This window comes from Roseibium sp. R5, assembly GCF_055755305.1.
The window spans coordinates 3,564,990-3,580,150 of record NZ_CM146910.1 but is presented as its reverse complement, the minus strand read 5'-3'; the positions used below and the strand labels follow the sequence as shown (position 1 = coordinate 3,580,150).

The window sequence follows — 15,161 nt, the reverse complement described above, 5'->3', positions numbered from 1 at the left end:
CAAACACACGCTCCGAGTTCCAAATCGCGAAACCAAACCAATCGCGCTCTTAGTCGGATATATTGCGACTTAGAGTTTCAACAAGGGCTGTCGCGAAGACGTGACTGGTGCTGGTGAGAGTCACCTCTGCATGGCAGAGGCGGTCTGAGAAGTGAAAATCAGTCAGTCGGGCTTAAGATAAGCGTCAGGCCAAACAAATCATTTGCAGGCACAATTTGGCGCGTTTTCAAACCTTTGCAGCCGACTTCGAGCGCTGCGATTTGCGGAAGGTCGCCTGACACAGCATCGGCGGCCTTAACCCCGATCAAGGACCTGTAGGCGCGCGGATTAAGAACCGCGACCTGACCACGTGCTGTTTCAAGTTCAAGGCCAAGGCTGGTTGCGCGCATCTCCCGCTGGCCAGTGAACCCACCCAGGAACTCGTGATGATCAGACGGATCTTTTGCCAACATGTAAACCGCTTTGACGGTCTGAGCGCCATTGGCATGGTTTTGCAACGCTGGCTGCCAAAAGTTTTCCGGAAAACGGTTGTGGCAGGTGAAGTAACCGATCTTAGGGCTCTCAGGATCTCCAACGATTGTCAGATCAAAACCCACTTGCGCCGTCGTGCCATCAGGCCGATTGGCAACCCGTTCAAACGAGAACGGGTCATAAAGCTGCAATCCGGCCCGTTCGAAATCAGACCGATCGATCTTGGGGTCCGCACTGTCAAGGACCAGCATGCTGGCCCCTTCCCGCTTTTTCAGGAAGTCCCGATTAAAACCACCGAATGAGAACGTTGAGCCCTGAGTTTCCGTAATCAGGCCGTCGTCGGCGATGGAGAGAATTTCCAGGAAAAAGCCGTCCAGCTGAATCAGCCGGTTGGCAGTTCCCCAGGAATGGCGGTTTTCCGGTGATGTCGTAAACCCGAGGCGCTCGAAAGCCGCAGCGGCGGCTGCAAGGTCATGAACAGGCATTACGACATGATCCAGGCCGCGCACCATTACTTCAACTCCATTTCCTGAAATGCGACCTTAAACCAAACGGCTTTGTCGCAGCGCTGCACCGACAAAGGATGCAAAGAGCGGATGTGGTTCAAACGGGCGTGATTTCAGTTCCGGGTGGTACTGAACGCCGATGAACCAAGGATGGTCCTCAATCTCCACTGTTTCCGGCAGAACACCGTCCGGAGACGTCCCGGCAAAGATCAGACCGCAGTTTTCTAGCCGATCCCGGTAATCGATGTTCACTTCATAGCGGTGACGGTGACGCTCGGAAATCGACGTGGAGCCATAGACCTCGGCAATTTTCGAGCCCGGCTTCAAGGCCGCAGGATAGGCGCCAAGACGCATCGTACCGCCGAGATCGCCATCCTCAACGCGCATTTCCTTGGCGTTGCCTTTGGTCCATTCCGTCATCAGACCAACCACAGGTTCGCTGGTCGGGCCGAACTCGGTGGAACTTGCCTCCTTGATACCGGCAAGATTTCGGGCCGCTTCTACGACCGCCATCTGCATGCCGAAGCAAATCCCGAAATACGGAATATCTCGGGTCCGCGCATAATGTGCAGCTGCTATTTTGCCTTCCGCGCCACGCTCGCCAAAACCGCCGGGAACCAGAATGCCGTGGACGCCCTCCAGGTAAGGGCTCGGATCTTCCTTCTCGAAGGTTTCCGATTCGATCCATTCCAGATTGACCTTGACCCGGTTGGCTATGCCGCCATGAACCAGGGCCTCGATCATGGATTTATAGGCGTCCTTCAGAACGGTGTATTTGCCGACGATGGCGATTTTGACCTCGCCCTCAGGATTGGCAACGGCCTCCGAAATACCCTTCCAGCGGTCGAGTACAGGCGCCGGAGCTCCCTTGATACCAAACGCTGCCAGGACTTCGTCGTCGAGGCCTTCCTTGTGATAGGCAATCGGCACATCATAAATGGATTTGACGTCATAAGCCGGAATGACCGCAGTCTCACGGACATTACAGAACAGGGACAGCTTGCGGCGTTCGTTTTCCGGAATCGGACGGTCACAACGGACCATGAGAATGTCCGGCTGAATACCGATTGAGCGCAGTTCTTTTACAGAGTGCTGTGTCGGCTTGGTCTTCATCTCGCCAGCTGCCGGAATGTACGGCATCAGGGTCAGGTGAACATAGACCGCATCGCCCCGCGGCAGATCATTGCCGAGCTGACGGATTGCTTCAAAGAACGGCAAGCCTTCGATGTCGCCGACCGTACCGCCGATTTCCACGAGCACGAAGTCGTAGTCTTCGTTTCCACTGAGGACGAAATTCTTGATCGCATCGGTGACATGCGGAATCACCTGCACCGTCCCGCCGAGATAATCACCACGCCGTTCCTTGGCGATGATGTCCTGATAGATGCGTCCGGTTGTGATGTTATCCTGCTGGTTGGCAGGACGTCCGGTGAACCGCTCATAGTGGCCGAGATCAAGGTCCGTCTCGGCCCCGTCGTCGGTGACATAGCATTCGCCATGCTGATACGGGCTCATCGTGCCCGGATCCACGTTCAAATACGGATCGAGCTTACGAAGCCGAACCTTGTAGCCCCGGGACTGGAGCAGAGAGCCCAGTGCAGCCGAAGCAAGACCTTTTCCTAGCGAGGAGACCACGCCGCCGGTGATGAAAATGTATCGCGCCATGGAGCAATACCATATCCTTTCGAAAGGCCATTTGACCATTCGGGAGTTACGTTCTTAACACATAAAAATGCCCTGCGATTTGGGCCGCAGGGCATATGTCAGGCGAATAGGCCCGGTTCCGGCGCCGCTCTGTTACTGAGCAGCTGGAACCTGTGGCCCGGAGGGTTGGCTCTGTTGTCTGAGCGAATCGAGAATTCCGCCGCCACCAGCACCGGTGTCGGTATCAGCACCCGGCGCAGCAGGCGCACCGCTGGTTGCAGCTGGTGCAGCATCAAGGATTGATGCCGGGCTGTCTTCGTTAGTGGCGATCAGGCTGAGCGTCAGCGACGTTGCGAAGAACGCAACAGCAAGAATGGCCGTCGCCCGTGTTAACACGTTGGCTGTTCCGCGGCTGGACATCAATCCGCCGCCTCCACCGCCGCCGCCGCCCATGCCAAGCGCACCGCCTTCAGAACGCTGCAGGAGGACAACAAGCACCAGGGCCAGAACGACCATAAGGTGAATCACGATGACTACGGTTTCCATCGGCTTCCGTTCAGTTCAAAATACAAGATTGGCGGCCTTCTACACCACAAGCAGGCCGCTTACCACCCATGAATTGATGCTTCTTGTTCAAAGCGTCAAGGTTCGGTGACTTATTGATAGGCAGCAAGGATACCGAGGAAATCATCGGCCTTGAGGCTGGCACCACCTACAAGCGCCCCATCGACGTTGTCCACTGCCATCAGCTCTGCGGCATTTCCCGGTTTCACCGACCCACCATAAAGCAGACGCATGGCGCTTCCCTCGGCGCCAAACCGCTTGGCAAGATCGACCCGCATGGCTTCATGCATTTCTGCAACATCACCCGCTGTCGGGGTCAATCCGGTTCCGATTGCCCACACAGGCTCGTATGCAATGACTGTGTTTTGCGCAGTCGCGCCATCCGGCACAGAGCCCGCCAACTGGCGCTCAACGACTGCAACTGCGTCACCGGCTTTCCGTTCCGCCTCGGTTTCGCCAACACAGATGATGGCAACAAGACCAGCTGACCAGGCCGCTTGAGCCTTTGCATTGACATCTGCATCCGTCTCGCCATGATCAGTGCGGCGCTCAGAGTGTCCGACGATGACCGCTTTTGCACCCGCGTCTGCGATCATTCCGGCAGATAGGTCCCCGGTATGCGCACCGGATGCCGCCGCATGGCAGTCTTGTGCACCAATCGCCATAACGTTGCCGGTCACTTTTTCGGAAAACGATGCGATCAAGGTCGCCGGAGGACAAATCATCACATCCACGCGATCAGCCAAATCTTCCGAAATTCCAGCCAGCATCTTGTGAAGCTCTGCCTGGCCGGCCTTCGGGCCGTTCATTTTCCAGTTTCCGGCCACCATCGGCTTGATCGGCGTGCTCATTCATATCTCCTGCAGATCCGCATTTTGCGCCTATAGACCAGATGCAAAGCCGCCATGCAATGGGTCAGCGAAATGTCATGAAGATGTTTGTTCTTGCCGCCTTGCTCGTTTATGAAGGCCTCATTATGATCCGCCCGCTCCGCTAACGAGCCGGACCACGGCGCCCGACAGGCGCCCGCATGAGACGAAAGAAACGGGAGACGTCATGCTTGACTCATTGCGCAAGGGCGCAGGTACCTGGATTGCAAAACTGTTCATCGCCCTGCTGATCTTCAGCTTCGCGATCTGGGGTGTGACAGATTTCCTCCAGGGCTACGGCCAAAACACGGTCGCCAAGGTCGGCGAAAAGGAAGTCTCCCTTTTGGAATTTGACCGTATGTACCGCCAGGACCTGAACCGGCTTGGGCAACAATTCGGACGTCCATTGACGCCGCAGGAAGGTGCGTCGCTCGGTATTCCACAGCAAGCGCTGGCCCGTCTCATTGGCCAGGCGGCAATGAGCAATGCCGCGCAGGAGCTGAAAGTTGGAATCTCCGACGATCGCCTGGGCGCTATTATCCAGTCGGATCCGGCGTTCCAGGGTGCTTCCGGGCGGTATGACCGCAGCCGCCTTCAGCAGGTACTGAACGCCAATGACTACCGGGAAGATGAATATGTAATCCTGCGCCGTCAGGAAGCAGAGCGCAGTCAGGTGATCGAAGGCCTCATCGGTGGCATGAGCACGCCGCAAGCCTACCTTGCAGCATTCGACGCCTTCCAGAATGAGACACGCTCCGTGGAGTATGTTGCCATAGCGGCGGAGCAAATTGGCGACATCGAAGACCCGGCAGAAGACGCCCTTGTTACCTACTATGATGGCAAGAAGGCTGATTTCCGGGCTCCCGAATACCGCGAAATCAAGTATGTCGAACTTGTCCCGTCGGCCCTTGCGCGTCCTGAAGACATCACGGATGCGGATGCCCGGTCGGAATATGATCGCCGGATTTCCGACTTCGCTGAACCAGAGCGCCGCAGTGTGCGCCAGTTGTCGTTCAACTCCGATGAAGATGCACAAGCTGCATCTGAGGCCTTGGCAGGCGGCAAAACATTCGCGGACCTGATGGCAGACCGCAACCTCACCAACAATGATGTCACGCTCGGCGTCATGTCCCGTGCGGACTTCCTCGACGATGCGATCGGGGACGCAGCCTTCGGGCTTTCCGCGGGCGAAACCAGCGATGTCGTTGATGGGCGTTTCTCCAACGTCATCGTCAATGTCGAAGAAATCATTCCGGCAAACACGACCCCCTTCGCAGATGTGCGGGACGAGATTGTTGAGGAGCTCGCTCTGGAGCAAGCGGAACGTGAAATTCTCGATCTCCTTGATGAAATCGAAGACGCCCGCGCGGGCGGCGCCCTACTTGACGAGATCGGTGAGCGCTTCTCCTTGGCAGTCAAAAGCACCGGCTCTTTCGACCGCGAGGGCAAGACCACAATTGAGACCGACGCCATTCTGCCGGATGCGGAAGGCCTCATTGCGGGCGCGTTCGATAGCGACATCGGCATTGAAAACGACGTCCTTCAGATCGGCAATCGCGGTTATCTCTGGTACGACGTGACCAGCGTCACTCCGGAACGGGATCGTGACCTCGACGAAGTTCGGGATCAGGTTATTGCTGCGTGGAAATCGGATCAGCTAAACGAACGCCTCAGCCAAAAGGCAACAGATCTTTTGGCGAAAGCCGAGAGCGGCACCAGCTTGGGCGACCTTGCCGCTGCTGAAGGCGTAACAGTTCAAACCGCAGAAGGTGTCACGCGCAGTGTTCCGACCGGTGATCTTGGCCGCGATGCTCTTACCGCGATCTTCGAAGGGCCGGCTGGCTCTGTTGCGACAGCCGAAACGGCCGACGGCAACGGCCGGGTTGTTCTGAAAGTCACCGGTTCTGAGATCCCAGAGTTTAACCCTGAGACGTCCGAAGTCACAGCGCTGGAAGGACAGCTCTCCCAACAGGTTCAAAATTCCTTGCTGGATCTATTTGTTGCGGAACAGGAAACCCGGGCAGGTGTTGACATCAACAGCGCTGCTGTAGCCCAGGTCATGGGCTTGAACCCGGATGGAACGGCTCACAGCGGCAGCGGAATGTAAAATGCAGAGCTTCAAGGACTACATTGCCAAGGTCGCGGACGGGCATTCCCTAACCTTTGAAGAGGCCCGGAGCGCGTTCGACATTATTTTGAGCGGTTCAGCGACGCCGTCGCAGCTCGGAGGCTTTCTGATGGCCTTGCGGGTGCGCGGTGAAACCGTTGCTGAAGTGACCGGCGCCGTTGCGACGATGCGCGAGAAGATGCTGCCCGTCGATGCACCGGCAGATGCGATCGATATTGTTGGCACCGGTGGTGACAATTCCGGCAGCTACAACATCTCGACCTGCACGGCGCTGGTTGTTGCCGGTTGCGGTGTACCTGTCGCGAAACATGGCAACCGCTCGCTGTCATCCAAGTCGGGCGCGTCAGAAGCACTGGTCGAGCTCGGTGTGGATATTGATGTCACGCCGAAGGTTATCTCGGACTGTATTTCCAAGGCAGGAATCGGCTTCATGTTTGCCCCGCTTCATCACGCCGCCATGAAAAATGTTGGCCCGACGCGGATGGAACTGGGTACGCGGACGATTTTCAATCTTTTAGGACCCCTGTCCTGCCCGGCCGGCGTGAAACGCCAGATGACCGGCGTCTTCGACCGCAAATGGGTCGAGCCAGTCGCCCAGGCCTTGAAGGAACTTGGAACAGAAAAAGCCTGGATCGTTCATGGATCCGACGGCATGGATGAGATCACCACCACCGGTCCGACATTCGTCAGCGAATTGTCCGGCGGGGAGATCCGCTCGTTCGAAGTCACGCCTGCGGACGCCGGTTTGCCAGAGGCAAAACTTGCGGATCTGAAAGGCGGTCCGCCAGCGCAAAACGCGAAGGCCCTGCGCGAAGTCCTCGCTGGTGCAAAAAACGCATATCGGGATGTCGTGCTCTTCAACGCAGCTGCATCTTTGATCGTTGCGGACAAGGTCACCGACCTTAAGGAAGGCGTTGCAATGGCCGCCCAGTCTATTGATTCAGGGTCTGCTGCCAGCACATTGAACGAACTCGTCGCAGTCTCGAACGGATAAGACATGGCCGACATACTTCAAAAAATCGAAGCCTATAAGCGCGATGAGATCGCAGCTGCGAAGGCAGCGGTCTCTCTCGACGATCTGAAGGCACGTATTCAGGATGTGAGTGCACCGCGTGGTTTTCAAAAATCCATTGAAGCCAAACATGCTGCTGGCGACCACGCTCTGATAGCCGAGATCAAAAAGGCGAGCCCTTCCAAGGGGCTTATTCGCCAGGATTTCGATCCGCCGCTGCTTGCAAAAGCATATGAATCCGGCGGCGCTGCATGCCTGTCTGTTCTGACCGACACGCCTTCATTCCAGGGCAAGCCAGAGTTTTTGACCGCGGCTCGTGATGCCGTCAGTCTGCCTGCCCTGCGCAAGGATTTTCTCTACGATACCTACCAGGTCTACGAAGCCCGGGCTTGGGGTGGTGACTGCATCCTGATCATTCTTGCTGCGATCGATGACGACACGGCAAAGGCTCTCGAAGACACAGCGTTTGAGCTCGGCATGGACGTTCTTCTTGAGGTTCACAACGCGGAAGAACTGGAACGCGCCCTCAAGCTGTCGTCTCCGCTCATGGGCATCAACAATCGAAACCTGAAGACGTTTGAGACCAAACTGGAAACCAGCGAAGAGCTGGCACCCATGATCCCTGACGACCGGATCATCGTGGGCGAATCCGGACTGTTCACACCGGCTGATCTTGCCCGCATGAATAAGGCAGGCATTTCCACCTTCCTGATCGGGGAAAGCCTGATGCGTCAAGAAGACGTCGCAGCGGCCACCAAGTCTCTTCTTGCCAAAGAAACACTGTCAAAGGCAGGCTAACCCGTGGCTGAACCAACCCTCACACATTTGGATGCAGCCGGTGCGGCCAACATGGTCGATGTCTCCGAAAAGGAAACAACCCACCGGATCGCTGTTGCGCGTGGACACATTACCATGCGCGCCGAGACCCTGGAACTCATCCGTTCGGGGAACGCCAAAAAAGGCGACGTCATTGGGACAGCCCGAATTGCAGGTATTCTGGCTGCGAAAAAAACCCACGAACTTATTCCGCTCTGTCATCCACTGATGCTATCCAAGGTGACCGTTGACATTGAGCCCGCGGACAGCCTGCCCGGCCTAGTTGTCACGGCAACCACGAAAGTGAGCGGTCAAACCGGAGTGGAAATGGAAGCGCTGACAGCGTGTTCGCTGACCTGCCTCACCATCTATGACATGGCCAAGGCTGTTGATCGCGGCATGGTCATCGGAGATATCCGGCTTGTCGAAAAAGCTGGTGGAAAATCCGGTCACTGGACATTGGAAAAAGACGGCAGCGAGGGCGGCACCTGATGAGCCTGATGCCGGTTTCAGAGGCTCTAGAAAAGCTGTTGAACGGGGTAACGCCTCTGGAAGCGGAGACTGTATCGCTGGAAGCTGCCAATGGCCGGTATCTCGCAAAGCCTCTCGCCTCAACCCGGACACAGCCGCCATTTGCGGCATCCGCAATGGATGGCTATGCGATCCGCCACTCAGATCTGAAAACTCCGGAAGCAGTTCTGGACGTCATCGGAGAAGCCCCGGCGGGTCATGGTTTTTCCGGACACGTCGGTCCTGGGCAAGCCGTTCGGATCTTTACAGGTGCTCCTGTTCCAGTTGGCACCGATACGATTTTGATCCAGGAAAACACAGAACGTTCCGGTGATCAGGTTAAAGTTCTGGAGATTCCGGCACAAGGCGCCTTTGTCCGTGCGGCCGGCCTGGATTTTTCTGAAGGCGAGATCCTCCTCGCGCCGCCGTTGAAACTCGACTATCGGCATCTGGCTCTTGCAGCTGCAATGAACCACGCGGTGTTGCCCGTCGTCAGGCGGCCCAAGGTCGCCATCCTCGCGACAGGGGACGAACTTGTCCAGCCAGGTGGTCACCCAGGCCCTGACCAGATCATCGCGTCCAATCATGCCGGCATTGCGGCGATGGTAGAAGATTGCGGCGGGGCCCCACTCGATCTTGGCATTTCACCCGATGAACCAAAGGAACTTGCGGCTTGCGTTAAGCGGGCCATTACCGAAGAGGCCGACATTCTTGTAACCCTTGGCGGCGCGTCCGTTGGCGATCACGATCTTGTACAGGATGTTCTTGGCAATGAGGGGATGGACCTGTCGTTCTGGCGGATCGCTATGCGCCCCGGAAAGCCTCTGATGGCGGGCCGCCTCGGGAAAACAAAGGTTCTCGGGCTTCCGGGAAACCCGGTATCCAGTCTCGTGTGCGGTCTTTTGTTCCTAAAGCCGCTCATCGCAAAAATGCTAGGCGCTCCGAGTGGTTCGGCAACTCCAAAAGAAGCAATCTTGGCCGAGGCGATCGGGGAAAACGACCGGCGGCAGGACTATGTGCGTGCAATGCTCAGTGAAGACGCTGATGGCCGGCTGATTGCAGCTCCGTTCCCAAAGCAAGACAGCTCAATGCTGGCCCTCCTGGCAAAATCTGGCGGATTGATCGTACGCCCGCCGTTTGCACCGGCTGAGCCCGCAGGTGCTGCTGTTCCTGTATTGGTTCTCTGACGGATCAGTAAGAATGAGCGGAAGCAGCATCGGTTCCGCTAATAGAATCAACCAAAAGCGACGCCGGGCTCCACGGCTTTGTTGATAAAGTCCGTCAGGTCCGCCGCGCTGAGGGGTTTGGAGTAGAGATAGCCCTGCAGGTAGCTGCAGTTGAGATCCTGCATGATTTTCCGTTGCGCAACGGTCTCAACACCCTCAGCGGTCACGCTAAGATCAAGCGCCTTTGCAACAGCCAGAAGCGATTTCACAACAGCAAGCGCATCGGGATCTTGGTCCATGTGCATGATAAAACTGCGGTCGATCTTAATGCCATCGACAGGAAGCTTACGCAGGTAGCTTAGGGACGAGTACCCTGTTCCAAAGTCATCGATAACAACAGTCGCCCCGCGTTTGCGAAGCCACGTCAAAAGATCAAGGGTGACCTGGTCGTTGCTGAGGAACAAGCCTTCCGTGACCTCAAACACCAGCCGGTTCAAAGACAGCTCGGCGTTGGTCGCAGCGTCCTCGATATCCTTATAGATCCGGCTGGCGTGCACTTGACGGGGTGACAGGTTTACATTCAACCGAACCTGATCAGAAATACCCTGAAAGTTGCTGAACTCCGAGAAAGACGTCCGGAACATCCAGGCACCGATCTCCGTAATCAACCCACTGGTTTCCGCGGCTTCAATCATGCTGGCGGTGTTCAGGAAGGCGCCGCCTGGTGTGCGGAACCGCATCAGGGCCTCAAAGGAGGCTATGCTCTCATCCTTGGCAGACATGATCGGCTGGTAGTGAGCGGAAAACTCCGTCTGCTCCTGACCACCTGTCAGCAAGGACGCAAGACGAAGCCGTTCAAATGCCGCTTCCTGCATCAAAGGATTGAACACAGCGTAGCTGCTGTTGGCATTCTGCCGCACGTCGTTGAGCGCAATAGAAGCCTGACGTGCAATATCCTCAGCTGCATTGGCCGGATCTGACGACATCGCGAAACCAAGACGTGGACGCAGTGTCAGTTGTGTGTCGTCCAAACGGATGGGTTCCTGAAACGCCTCTTCTACGCGGGCAACGACGTCCTGTACATCGTCATCGCTGTTGCCCTTCAAAAGGATCAAAAACTCATCCCGTTCCTTGCGTGCAATCGACAAGGCATCCGGGAAGGTCCGCGACAAACGGTGTCCGGTTTTTCTGAGGACACCAGAGGCCTTTTCGTCACCGATGCCGTCAACAATGACCCGGAACCGCTGGATATCTGCGTGCACGACCAGCAATTTGGAAGCTGTGAGCGTATTCCTGTAAAAAGCTTCCAAAAATCCGGAAAAGGTCGACAGACCCGTCATCCGGTCCACATAGGCGAGATTTCGGATGTGCTCCAACAACCCGGTTTTCTCATAACCAAGGGCAGCATTTGACACAAAGAGCTGTACCACTTCGGAACCGACAAGTTCTTCAAGTTCCTCGTAGGTGGTTCCGAGATAAAGAGCACCGGACATACCGTTGCGGGTGACCAATGGCAGCGCAACGCCGTCTGCATTGGCGCACATTTCTTGTGTCTCGATACACTGAGCAACAGCCTGGCGAATATCGCTGCTGCTAACCACATCGATCGGCAAATCAACCTTGTCTTCATGGATGCCTCGGGCGGACAGTACCCGAACACCAACCTTATCCGAACCTGCGTACTCAGGCAGGGTTTCATAACCGCACAAGAGACAATCGATCGGTTTACCGATCAACGCGGTAAACTGCTCCAGCACGGCAGATGCAAACTCACTGAGCGCGTTCTGCTGGACGATTTCCGCAAAGTGCGCGTTCAATTCCTTCAGCTTCTTGCGGTTGGTTTCAATTGACATCACCAGCTTGTAACCGCGCAATGCTGTTACGATCGCGGTGATCAGCTTGGTGCGCGACAACTCTGCTTTTTCTGCATATCCGTCGATATCGAATTTCATGATGACATCGGTCTGAGGGGCATAGCCGGGCTGACCGGTCCTCAGAATCAGCCTGGTGAAGCGATTCCCAAGATCCTTGCGGATCCAGCTGACCAGACCGAGACCGGCGGTGTCGCTTTCCATCACAACGTCGACGAGCGCCACCGGGATGTCATCGTTTTCTTGAAGGATCTGCTTGGCTTCATGCGCAGACAAAGCGTGCAACAACTGGAACGGACGGTTCTCGAACCGGCATCCCGAGACTGCGATACGTGTGACCTCATGCACGTCCGGATCGTCGTCGACTATCAGAACCTTCCAGGGCTTTTCAAGCTCCTCGCCGGTCTTAGGCTCAGAAGGCGCCAGAAAATCCATCACCATGTCAATGCACCTTCGTCGTTGTTGTTATGTGTGCCTTTTTCTTCTGCGGTTCCGTCACCGGGATCTCAACAGTAAACTCAGTACCATGTCCAACCTTTGATGACACGGAGATTGTGCCATTCAATGCTTCGGTTGCAAGCTGATAACAAATGGCCATACCGAGCCCGGATCCCCCTTTACCGAATTTCGTCGTAAAAAACGGTTCAAAGACTTTCTTCAAATTCTTGTCGGGTATCCCAACCCCATCGTCGCGGCACTTGAACACGATCGTGCGGCCAGCAGCGCCAGCTCCCTTGCTTCGATTTTCAATGCTTGACGACAGCCGGATGGTCCCGTGCTCTCTACCCTCATATGCGTGCTTCACCGCATTCTCGACAAAGTTAGAGACGAGTTGGCTGACAGCCCCTGGATAGCTGTCTATGACCTGATCACCATCAAGATCGAGCTCGAGCTTAAAAGGAGTCTTCTGAAGTGTTGGCTGCAAGGTCGCGATTGTCTCACGGATAATGTGATCAAAATTGAAGGCCCGCTTCTTTTCACTTTGCCGGTCAACGGCAACTTGCCGGAAGTTCCCGACCAGCTCGCGGGCACGCGCCAAGGTCTTCTCGATGATGCTTGCGGTTTCAGATATCCGCGCGACCTCATTTTCCAGCGCTTCTTTGCTCAAAGTTTGGCGCTCGAGTTCGTCATCCAGAAGTGTCGCCGAATCCTTGATGGTTGTGGCTGCCATCAAGGCATTGCCCAACGGAGTGTTGAGTTCATGTGACACACCGGCAACCAAGGACCCGAGCGCTGCCAGATTGTCAGCCTGAATAAGCTCTTCTTGAACCAATTTCAGCTGCTCCGTGCGGTGTGTGACCAGCTCTTCAAGATTGGTTTGGTACTCTTGGATTTTCTGCAGATCCAAGTGGCGCCGCTGCACCATCGACTGAAGGCTGGATGCAAGAATGCCGATCTCATCCGCCCGACCAGGCATCAAGGCCTCGGTGGGCGGGTCTTCGATCAAACGCGGCGTTGAGAGATATGCAACGATCTCGGACAGAGGCAGCCCGATCAGCCTGTGAAAAATACTCCGGATCACAAACGCCAACACGAGCAAATAGGCGATAATCGCCGTCACGATGAGCCCGACAGTCGAAATGATTTCGTAGGATATGGAATTTCGGTCGATCATAATAAAGACCTGACCGATCATATCCTTGTGCAGGATCGTGCTTGGTGAATTCAGCGTATAACTGAGGGCCGACTGACGACGATCATCTGCGGGCGGATCTCCAAAATTGCCTGTGTCCGGGGTCTCGACCCAAACCTTTTCGACGACTTCAAGGCTCTCGAGACCACGGATCAACTGCAGAGTTGCATCCGCATTGACTGTCCAAATTGCGCGCTCAAAAGGTCGCTTTGTCGCCTGGAAGAAAGCTTCCGTTACCCGAATGGCGCGAGCGTGTGATGCGTCCCATGTAATCTTTGTCAGAATACCAATGAAAATAATGCCGAGGACTGCAAACAATCCAAGTGTATAAACAATAAAGGTTCGCGACAGGCTGTTCCGGCCCATCTCTGATGCCGCAAACGGCAAAGACGTACTGGCACTCGAACTCAAATCACTGCCCCCTTGACCGGAGCTTCAAAAGCCGAATTACCAACCAACACCAAGGCACCGATCAGCCCTTGATCACTGCGCGGACTGTCACCTTTAGGAAATCGACACCCACTCGACAAACAATTGCTCCAGATCATTCTAACTCCAACAACGTCAGACCGACCATTGGAAAAAGATTTAACAAGTCTCAAAGCCCAACTCGTTTGAAGAGATTGGTCTAGTTTTCTAAATTTTTCTTAAAAGACAATTGTAACTAACGCCTATATCCGCAAATAAGACGAGTTTTTTCACGCGCTTTTTGCGTGGCGATCAGCATTCCTGTTAAAACAGCTATTCAGGAGCGCCGATAGACGCGTTGTCCGCCTAAGCTAAAAGCCTAACTTTGCTCATTAAAACAAGTTTGCAGAAACGCAAAAGATTAAGCTGTATTCAAAAGAAACAAGGCGTATCGGCAAAAGCCCGAAAATGGTGGGCGACCGCCCAAAAAAGCGGATCCAATACAGTTGTTTTGGCAGGTATTATTGCGAATGCCGGAGTCATGAATGACTCCGGCTGCATACAAAGGTCCTGAAGGCCCGGGGGATAGGCCAGGACATTCTGACTAAGTCCGCACTCTACCCAACATTCTCGACCGCAAGAACCAATTCCCGCCTGTTAACCGTTGCACGAACGGGCTGACGAGCAGATTTCGGCAAAGATGTTTCGCTGACAAGACGTTTCGGAGACGCGGTGTCTTTCAACATGTAACCGATATACCGGGTAGATTCGATGGCATCAAAACCAAGCTGGCGTTTCAGTTTTTTGCGCAGCTTGGAGATATGGCTCTCGACCACACACTCATCCACGCCTTCGTTCATGACACCATAAACCGCATTGAAGATCTGCGTTTTGGTAACCCTGCGGCCTTTGTTTTTGACAAGATACTCAAGGATGCGGCGCTCACGGCGTGGCAATTCCATGACCTGCCCACCGACAGTCGGGTCACGACCATCAAAAAATACCTCAATTGCACCAGCCTCCGAGGACGTGTCACGTGCCATGGCGCGACGGCGGAACACACCGAACCGGGCAATGATTTCGCGAACATGAACCGGTTTTTTCAACACCTCGTCGAATCCGGCTGAGAAAAGATCAAGGGTCCCTTGCAAGCTTGCCGTGTCTTCAAGGGCAACGATTTGCGCTTCCGGGCAACGACTTCTGATCTGCGTTACAAAACCCGCCCTCTCAGGGCATTCGCCGATCAAGATTGCATCAACAGAAGCCAGATCTTGTGAGCACCCTGTTTCCAGCCAATCAGGCAATTCACTTGGCAACAATTCGAGAGAAGCGTACCCCTCTCTCTCAAAGGCAGCGGCATAGCCGCTGGTGACGATCTCTCTGTCGTCAACGATGATAAACATGATTTAGCCCCCAAAATTTTTCGATGTAGTATGGGTAAAATTACCACATCGCGACGTCAACAATTCTTCCATCGCGAGAGTTGTATTTGGAGGTTTTTGGTAACGTCATAACTTATTGGCAGATGCAAAACTAAATAAAACGGCAGAGATATTGAGATAA

The 15,161-nt window shown here is 55.1% G+C and carries 12 protein-coding genes; 5 read left to right on the top strand and 7 right to left on the bottom strand.

Annotated features, from left to right (window positions below; translation table 11 throughout):
* Positions 1 to 158 precede the first annotated feature (158 nt).
* The 4 genes from AC0J4F_RS16840 to tpiA all read right to left on the bottom strand — a co-directional run bounded on the left by AC0J4F_RS16840 (position 159) and on the right by tpiA (position 4,036).
* Complete coding sequence (locus AC0J4F_RS16840) at positions 159 to 983, bottom strand: VOC family protein (RefSeq protein ID WP_133947284.1); 825 nt, start codon at positions 981 to 983, stop codon at positions 159 to 161.
* A gap of 30 nt (positions 984 to 1,013) precedes the next feature.
* The gene (locus tag AC0J4F_RS16835) at positions 1,014 to 2,642 is read right to left on the bottom strand and encodes a CTP synthase (protein WP_133947282.1); all 1,629 of its coding nucleotides are present in this window, start codon (positions 2,640 to 2,642) and stop codon (positions 1,014 to 1,016) included.
* 132 nt (positions 2,643 to 2,774) lie between these two features.
* The gene (gene secG / locus AC0J4F_RS16830; protein WP_133947280.1) at positions 2,775 to 3,167 is read right to left on the bottom strand and encodes a preprotein translocase subunit SecG; all 393 of its coding nucleotides are present in this window, start codon (positions 3,165 to 3,167) and stop codon (positions 2,775 to 2,777) included.
* Between the two features lie 110 nt (positions 3,168 to 3,277).
* Positions 3,278 to 4,036, bottom strand: coding sequence for a triose-phosphate isomerase (tpiA, locus tag AC0J4F_RS16825; protein ID WP_473024091.1), 759 nt, complete (start codon positions 4,034 to 4,036; stop codon positions 3,278 to 3,280).
* Between the two features lie 205 nt (positions 4,037 to 4,241).
* On the opposite strand from tpiA, the gene AC0J4F_RS16820 reads away from it, so the two are divergent.
* Genes AC0J4F_RS16820 through AC0J4F_RS16800 form a run of 5 tightly spaced genes read left to right on the top strand, consistent with a single transcriptional unit; the run spans position 4,242 to position 9,707 of the window.
* Complete coding sequence (locus AC0J4F_RS16820) at positions 4,242 to 6,161, top strand: SurA N-terminal domain-containing protein (protein ID WP_473024090.1); 1,920 nt, start codon at positions 4,242 to 4,244, stop codon at positions 6,159 to 6,161.
* Position 6,162: 1 nt separating this feature from the next.
* Positions 6,163 to 7,176: an anthranilate phosphoribosyltransferase gene (gene trpD, locus AC0J4F_RS16815; RefSeq protein ID WP_473024089.1), complete on the top strand. Its 1,014-nt coding sequence runs from the start codon at positions 6,163 to 6,165 to the stop codon at positions 7,174 to 7,176.
* A gap of 3 nt (positions 7,177 to 7,179) precedes the next feature.
* The gene (gene trpC, locus AC0J4F_RS16810; protein ID WP_473024088.1) at positions 7,180 to 7,992 is read left to right on the top strand and encodes an indole-3-glycerol phosphate synthase TrpC; all 813 of its coding nucleotides are present in this window, start codon (positions 7,180 to 7,182) and stop codon (positions 7,990 to 7,992) included.
* 51 nt (positions 7,993 to 8,043) lie between these two features.
* Entirely contained in the window at positions 8,044 to 8,502 is a 459-nt protein-coding gene (moaC, locus tag AC0J4F_RS16805) for a cyclic pyranopterin monophosphate synthase MoaC (protein WP_473026443.1), read from the top strand.
* Entirely contained in the window at positions 8,502 to 9,707 is a 1,206-nt protein-coding gene (locus AC0J4F_RS16800; RefSeq protein ID WP_473024087.1) for a molybdopterin molybdotransferase MoeA, read from the top strand. Before moaC ends, AC0J4F_RS16800 begins: the two co-directional genes overlap by 1 nt.
* Before the next feature lie 47 nt (positions 9,708 to 9,754).
* Here the strand turns inward: AC0J4F_RS16800 and AC0J4F_RS16795 are convergent, their stop codons facing one another.
* From AC0J4F_RS16795 to AC0J4F_RS16785, 3 genes are all read right to left on the bottom strand, one after another.
* Positions 9,755 to 11,998, bottom strand: a complete 2,244-nt coding sequence (locus AC0J4F_RS16795; RefSeq protein WP_133947268.1) for an EAL domain-containing protein — start codon at positions 11,996 to 11,998, stop codon at positions 9,755 to 9,757.
* Position 11,999: 1 nt separating this feature from the next.
* A complete protein-coding gene (locus AC0J4F_RS16790; protein ID WP_209175460.1) occupies positions 12,000 to 13,601 on the bottom strand; it encodes a sensor histidine kinase in 1,602 nt (533 codons plus the stop codon).
* A gap of 614 nt (positions 13,602 to 14,215) precedes the next feature.
* On the bottom strand, positions 14,216 to 15,001 hold the full coding sequence (locus AC0J4F_RS16785) for a response regulator transcription factor (RefSeq protein WP_473024086.1): 786 nt from the start codon (positions 14,999 to 15,001) through the stop codon (positions 14,216 to 14,218).
* Positions 15,002 to 15,161 lie beyond the last annotated feature (160 nt).

What these genes read in the sequence shown, in the direction of transcription:
- AC0J4F_RS16840 (WP_133947284.1), bottom strand. Translation starts at nt 983, where the DNA reads ATGGTGCGCGGCCTGGATCATGTCGTAATGCCTGTTCATGACCTTGCA.
- AC0J4F_RS16835 (WP_133947282.1), bottom strand. Translation starts at nt 2,642, where the DNA reads ATGGCGCGATACATTTTCATCACCGGCGGCGTGGTCTCCTCGCTAGGA.
- secG (WP_133947280.1), bottom strand. Translation starts at nt 3,167, where the DNA reads ATGGAAACCGTAGTCATCGTGATTCACCTTATGGTCGTTCTGGCCCTG.
- tpiA (WP_473024091.1), bottom strand. Translation starts at nt 4,036, where the DNA reads ATGAGCACGCCGATCAAGCCGATGGTGGCCGGAAACTGGAAAATGAAC.
- AC0J4F_RS16820 (WP_473024090.1), top strand. Translation starts at nt 4,242, where the DNA reads ATGCTTGACTCATTGCGCAAGGGCGCAGGTACCTGGATTGCAAAACTG.
- trpD (WP_473024089.1), top strand. Translation starts at nt 6,163, where the DNA reads ATGCAGAGCTTCAAGGACTACATTGCCAAGGTCGCGGACGGGCATTCC.
- trpC (WP_473024088.1), top strand. Translation starts at nt 7,180, where the DNA reads ATGGCCGACATACTTCAAAAAATCGAAGCCTATAAGCGCGATGAGATC.
- moaC (WP_473026443.1), top strand. Translation starts at nt 8,044, where the DNA reads ATGGTCGATGTCTCCGAAAAGGAAACAACCCACCGGATCGCTGTTGCG.
- AC0J4F_RS16800 (WP_473024087.1), top strand. Translation starts at nt 8,502, where the DNA reads ATGAGCCTGATGCCGGTTTCAGAGGCTCTAGAAAAGCTGTTGAACGGG.
- AC0J4F_RS16795 (WP_133947268.1), bottom strand. Translation starts at nt 11,998, where the DNA reads ATGGTGATGGATTTTCTGGCGCCTTCTGAGCCTAAGACCGGCGAGGAG.
- AC0J4F_RS16785 (WP_473024086.1), bottom strand. Translation starts at nt 15,001, where the DNA reads ATGTTTATCATCGTTGACGACAGAGAGATCGTCACCAGCGGCTATGCC.